At 46.0% G+C, this 5,318-nt stretch carries 6 protein-coding genes and 1 pseudogene; all 7 read right to left on the bottom strand.

The window, feature by feature from the left end; all coding sequences use genetic code 11:
• Window positions 1-217: pseudogene (locus tag ACEW8S_RS13695) on the bottom strand (dialkylrecorsinol condensing enzyme DarA); the annotation flags it as partial.
• A 108-nt stretch (window positions 218-325) separates the two neighbouring features.
• Window positions 326-1,216: a lipid A biosynthesis acyltransferase gene (locus ACEW8S_RS13700; protein ID WP_373518706.1), complete on the bottom strand. Its 891-nt coding sequence runs from the start codon at window positions 1,214-1,216 to the stop codon at window positions 326-328.
• Between the two features lie 23 nt (window positions 1,217-1,239).
• Entirely contained in the window at window positions 1,240-1,482 is a 243-nt protein-coding gene (locus ACEW8S_RS13705) for an acyl carrier protein (RefSeq protein WP_373518707.1), read from the bottom strand.
• 12 nt (window positions 1,483-1,494) lie between these two features.
• Entirely contained in the window at window positions 1,495-2,712 is a 1,218-nt protein-coding gene (locus ACEW8S_RS13710; protein WP_373518708.1) for a beta-ketoacyl synthase, read from the bottom strand.
• A 159-nt stretch (window positions 2,713-2,871) separates the two neighbouring features.
• On the bottom strand, window positions 2,872-3,627 hold the full coding sequence (fabG, locus tag ACEW8S_RS13715; protein ID WP_373518709.1) for a 3-oxoacyl-ACP reductase FabG: 756 nt from the start codon (window positions 3,625-3,627) through the stop codon (window positions 2,872-2,874).
• Window positions 3,628-3,735: 108 nt separating this feature from the next.
• The gene (locus ACEW8S_RS13720; protein WP_373518710.1) at window positions 3,736-4,866 is read right to left on the bottom strand and encodes a WG repeat-containing protein; all 1,131 of its coding nucleotides are present in this window, start codon (window positions 4,864-4,866) and stop codon (window positions 3,736-3,738) included.
• A gap of 31 nt (window positions 4,867-4,897) precedes the next feature.
• Window positions 4,898-5,318: aromatic amino acid lyase (locus ACEW8S_RS13725; protein WP_373518711.1), on the bottom strand; the 421-nt coding region annotated here is incomplete at its 5' end.

Genomic DNA, 5,318 nt, shown 5'->3' on the forward strand with positions numbered 1-5,318 from the left:
GTTTAGGAGGATGGAAATCCGAAGGAATCTGCAAAAAGGTTTCCGGGAAAACATCGTAAAACCGCTCAGGGTTCCATGGAAAGCCATACTTTGGTTCTGGAACGATTTCGTAATAGGAAATATGGATGTTATCGCCTGTAACGGTGCTGGCCATATTTTCTAAAATGGTCGTCAGCTGTCCGGTCTGGGAATAGTATATGATGAGAACCTCTTTCATTTACTGTAATTTCCTGTACATCTTAAATAGTTACCTACCGACCGTTAAAAAAATTGAATTCGAGGCCCACCGCCACTCGAATCCATCGCTGCCAATTACCTTTGACTCCTAACTTTTCTCATCCCTATCCTTCCAAAAATCAAAATAATTGAACCACTGCAAAGGATATTTTTTCAGGATGCGCTCCATACTCTCGGTATATTCCTTTAACAGCCCCTGTGCATCCCGCGCCTTAAATTCGGCGGTTTGGGCGTAGAGATCGTAATGTCGTTTCGGGCCTTTCATAAAATATACGAACAGTACCGGCAGGTTCAGCCTTGCGGCCAAAAGATAGGGACCCATGGGAAAATTGGCTTTTTTGCCCAAAAAGCTCTCGGTAAGGGTTTTTGAACCCGGCATATATCGGTCACCCGTAAAAACGACCAATCCGCCTTCATCGATTGCCTTATGGATTTCAAAAATATGCGACATGTCGTCTTTTACCACAATGAACTTTAAATGTGATTTCGCCGAAATACGCTCCATATACTCCTTGATATCTTGATGCTCGGCGTGGGTGGTCACCATGCTGATATTGGCAATGTGGTAACGATCTTCCAAAAAATAGTGGGAAATCTCAAAATTTCCTACGTGACCACTGATCAAAATGCCCCCTTGGTTTCTCTGTAGCAGATCGTCGATATGCTCGATACCGTTGTGGGTGTATGTGAATTTGTTGCGTAGCCCTGTGGCAATGGCAACCTTATCGGTAATGGTCTGCCCGAACGTGTAATAGCTCCTGTAGATGTTCAAAATACTTTTTCCCCTTGAAAAGCCGTGTCTCTTTCGAAAATAGGTATAGGTATCCCGATTGCTTTTCGGGGAAAACAGGGTGTAGTATACGATTACTATACGTAATAAAAGGTAGGCTGCGGAGATACCAAAATTCCGAAGAAAGAAAATGTAGATCTGGTACCCCAAAAGGGTTCCCCTTGATTTCCCTTCCCATTCCGTGGCCATATCTTGGGTTTTGTAAGAAAGGGTCACCCCAGCTTTCTTTCGATAAGGTCGTAAAAATTCTGGAGGGTGTGGATGTTCGCAAAATCCTCACCGGTCAGCTTGATCCCGAAATTGCTCTCGACCGCGACCACAAGGTCTACAAAATCGAGACTGTCCAGGTCAAGGGCATCCTTGAGATTGGCGTCCGGTACTAATGATTCTTCCTCTACCTCGAAATCATCGATGAGGAATTCATCTACCTTTTCAACTATATTTTCCTTGGTCATCACCATTTTATACTAGCATTTTTTGACTATCAACGCTGAATTCGTTCCGCCGAAGCCAAAGGAATTGGACAAAAATACGTCAAATTTTTTATTTAGGGTTTTCTTAACAAGGTTAAGTTTTTGCGAGTCCTCGTCAGGATGGTCCAAATTGATATTCGGGGCAATAAAATCGTTTTGCATCATGATCACCGAATAGATGACCTCACTTGCGCCCGCCATCCAGCACTCGTGACCCGTCATCGATTTGGTCGAACTTACGTAGGGACCGCTCGCTCCAAAAACTTCATGTATGGCCTTTGCCTCGTTCGCATCACCGACAGGGGTCGAGGTTGCATGCGCATTTACGTATGCGATGTCCGAGGCGGTTAAATCAGCATCGATCAATGCCCGTTTCATCGCCCTTGTCGGTCCTTCGGCATTGGGTGTCGAGATGTGGTCGCCGTTGGATGAAAAACCATATCCGACAATTTCCCCCAAAATGGGCGCGCCTCGCTTCACGGCCGATTCATAGCTTTCTATGATCAAACTTGCGCCACCACCGCTGGGTACCAATCCGTTTCGATCCCTATCAAACGGCCGGGACGCTTTTTCAGGATACTCCGTATTCGTCGCAAAAACGCCCAGTCCATCAAAAGTACCCATCGCCATTGGGTTTATTTCTTGTGCTCCGCCCGCAATTATACAGTCTTGTAGTCCACTTTTGATCAAATGATAGCCTAGCCCTATCGAATGTGATCCGCTGGCACAGGCGGCACTGACGGTCAGATTGATACCACGAAGTTTGAAAATCGTGGAAAGGTTCATGGTGACCGTAGAGTTCATCGCCTTAAAAATCGCGCCGGAACCCACTAAAGTGGTATCCCCCTTTTCGCGCATCGTGTCGACCGACTCTACGGTAGATTTTGCCGTACTGTCGTTACCGTAGAGGATACCGATTTCATTGTTGTCAAGGAAATCTTGATCGATCCGGGCATTTTTGAAGGCCTCGATAGTGGCCATATAGGCATATTGGGCCTCTTCGCCCATACTGATACGCTGCCGTCTAGACAATAGCGATTTCAGATCTGGAGTTTCTACCAGGCCCGTAATCGGAGATCGAAAGCCAAAAGCATCACGTTCGGGGTCATGAACGATGCCCGAGCGGCCTTCGTAGAGCGATGTCTTGACCTCATCGATACTTTGCCCGATACAGGAATAAATACCCATACCCGTGATTACTACTCTCCTCATACTTTCGCTTTGGTTGTTCCTTGGTTCTCCAAGGTACTAAAGTTAGGGATTCTAACGAAGTTTTAGCTTGAAAATTGTTCGCGTTCAGGAAACACTTTTTTATATTTCTTAAGGCGAAAAGGCTTTTTCCTTTGAAGCCGGGAAGCTTTGGTCTAGCTGTTACGAATAGATACCTCCATTGATGTTGATGATGTCGCCCGTGATATATGAGGACTTGTCGGAGGCTAAGAAAGAGACCAGATGGGCCACTTCCTCGGCGGTACCGAACCGATTGGCGGGAATCATTTTTTTCAGTTCCTTTTCGTCCAGATCCCGTGTCATATCCGTGGAAATGAAACCGGGGGCTACCGCGTTGACCGTAACGTTTCTTTTGGCGACCTCTTGCGCTAAGGCCTTGGTCGCACCAATGACGGCGCCTTTAGCAGCGGAATAGTTGGTTTGACCGGGCGTACCTTTTAATCCCGATACGGAAACCATATTGATGATCCGTCCATATTTGTTGACCAGCAGTTTTTGGATCAGATGGTTCGTGACATTAAAAAACCCGTTGAGGCTGGTATCGATGACTTTCGACCAATCTTCCGCTTTCATCCACATAAACATACCGTCTTGCGTAATACCCGCGTTATTTACAATAACTTCAATGATGGCATCGGGGTTGGCCACGTGCCAGTCATCCAAAGCGGATTTTACATTTTCTGCGTCGGTCACGTTGAAGGGCAGAAGCTCTCCTTGGCCACCGGCCTCTTCGACCGATTTCAGGGTTTCTTTCGCAGCGGACTCATTACTGTAATAATTGATGAGGATGTGGTATGCGGAATCCTTGGCCAACCGAATACAGATAGCCCTTCCGATACCACGTGACCCGCCCGTTACCAATGCGAATTTTTGCTTTCCCCCTTTTTTTTCTTGCATGTACTAAAGGTATAAATTCTTGGTAAACAGTTAAACACCTAAAAACCAGTGGTTTTAGTTGGAAATCAGCACAAAGGACACTGAGACCGCTCCTGAAAAAACGTCTTTCTATTTTATCGCTTCGAAAGGCTCTGCATTCTCAAACCATTTATCCCCGAGCAATTTCCCGGTTTTATCCAGAAAGCCCCATCCTTTTTTGGACTTTACTCGTGCAAGACCATTGATAAAGCCTTTTTCGTTATTTCCCGCCAAAAATGCCAGACCGGCCGTAATGTCGTAATCCATGGGGATGACCAATTTTCCGGAAGTATTTATAAAGCCCCAGTTCTTGTCCTTTACGGGAGCGAGACCATCCGAAAAAACCTCCGCATCGCGGAATTTTGGGTCGATGGCCATTTCGCCTTTCTCATTAATATATCCCCAGGTCTTGCCATTGGCGACAGGGGCCAATCCATCCGAAAAAGTCCTTGCCTTGTCGAACTGAGGCTCGATGATCCATTTGCCGCTGCTATCCACGAATCCTACTTTTTTGTCTTTTTCAGCGTAGGTCAGTTTAGAATCGCCGTGGAAGATCCAAACATCTGTAGCGCCTTCTATGGGGTTAAAGTTTCCGTTGTGGATGATGCCGTACACTCCGCCTTTTTTCCCGTAGACCCCGTTGGGCGACCATGAATTGCCGATATCCTCATATTCCGTGGGAATCACCTCTTTTCCGTTGGTGTCGATCATGCCCCATAATTCCCCTTTTTGGACTTTGGCATGCCCGTTTTTGACATCTTTGATAACCCTATAAGCGGGTTGCAAAACGAGTTTTCCGTCCGTTCCCAAGAGCCCGACTTTGTCCCCCTCCTTAAAAAAGGCGACCCCTTCCTCGAAATCGTATAATTTGTCGGTGGTAGGGGGAATTTCCAACGTTTGCCCTTTTTTGTCGATGTATTGCCATTGCTCATCCTTTAAGACCAAGGCATGTCCCGAATTAAAATACTTGACCTTATCGTATTGCGGTTCGAGGGCCCATTTTCCGGAAGCATCGATAAAGCCCCATTTTTTGTCCTGTTCGGCGGCCGCCAAGCCATCGGAAAATGATTTGGCATCTGCGAATCTGGGTTCGATGGCGTATTTTCCGGAGGTGTCGATATAACCGAATTTACCGCCCTCCTTGACCAATGCCAATTCTTGGGCATTGATCGTAACCATGCTAAAAAGCAGCATTAAAATTAAAGTGTAGTTTGTTTTCATTTTTTTGGATTTTGGATGTTAGACATTAGATCTACTTATTTTTATGGTTGGTGATAAAATCTTTCACTTGGTTAACATAGGGGTACATGATTTCGTCTTTTTTGAACGGCGGAACGATTTTGCGCACGGCGTCGTACATGTTTTTGGTTTTGGTCGAAACCTGATCTTTCACACCTAGATATTCGATGGCCTGTACCACGGTAATCATTTCTATGGCGATTACCTCGTAGGCGTTTTCGATGACTTTTTTGGTAATTAGGGCGGCATTGGTACCCATACTCACGATATCTTGGTTGTCGTTATTGTTAGGAATGCTGTGCACGTACATCGGGTTGCTGAGCATCTGGTTTTCCGCCGTGGTCGAGGTGGCCGTGAACTGTACGCCCTGCATGCCGAAATTGAGTCCCAAAGTACCCAAATTTACGAAAGGGGGAAGAATATCGTTCAATTTA

It is taken from the genome of Pricia sp. (assembly GCF_041745955.1).
In the GTDB taxonomy this organism is placed as follows: domain Bacteria; phylum Bacteroidota; class Bacteroidia; order Flavobacteriales; family Flavobacteriaceae; genus Pricia.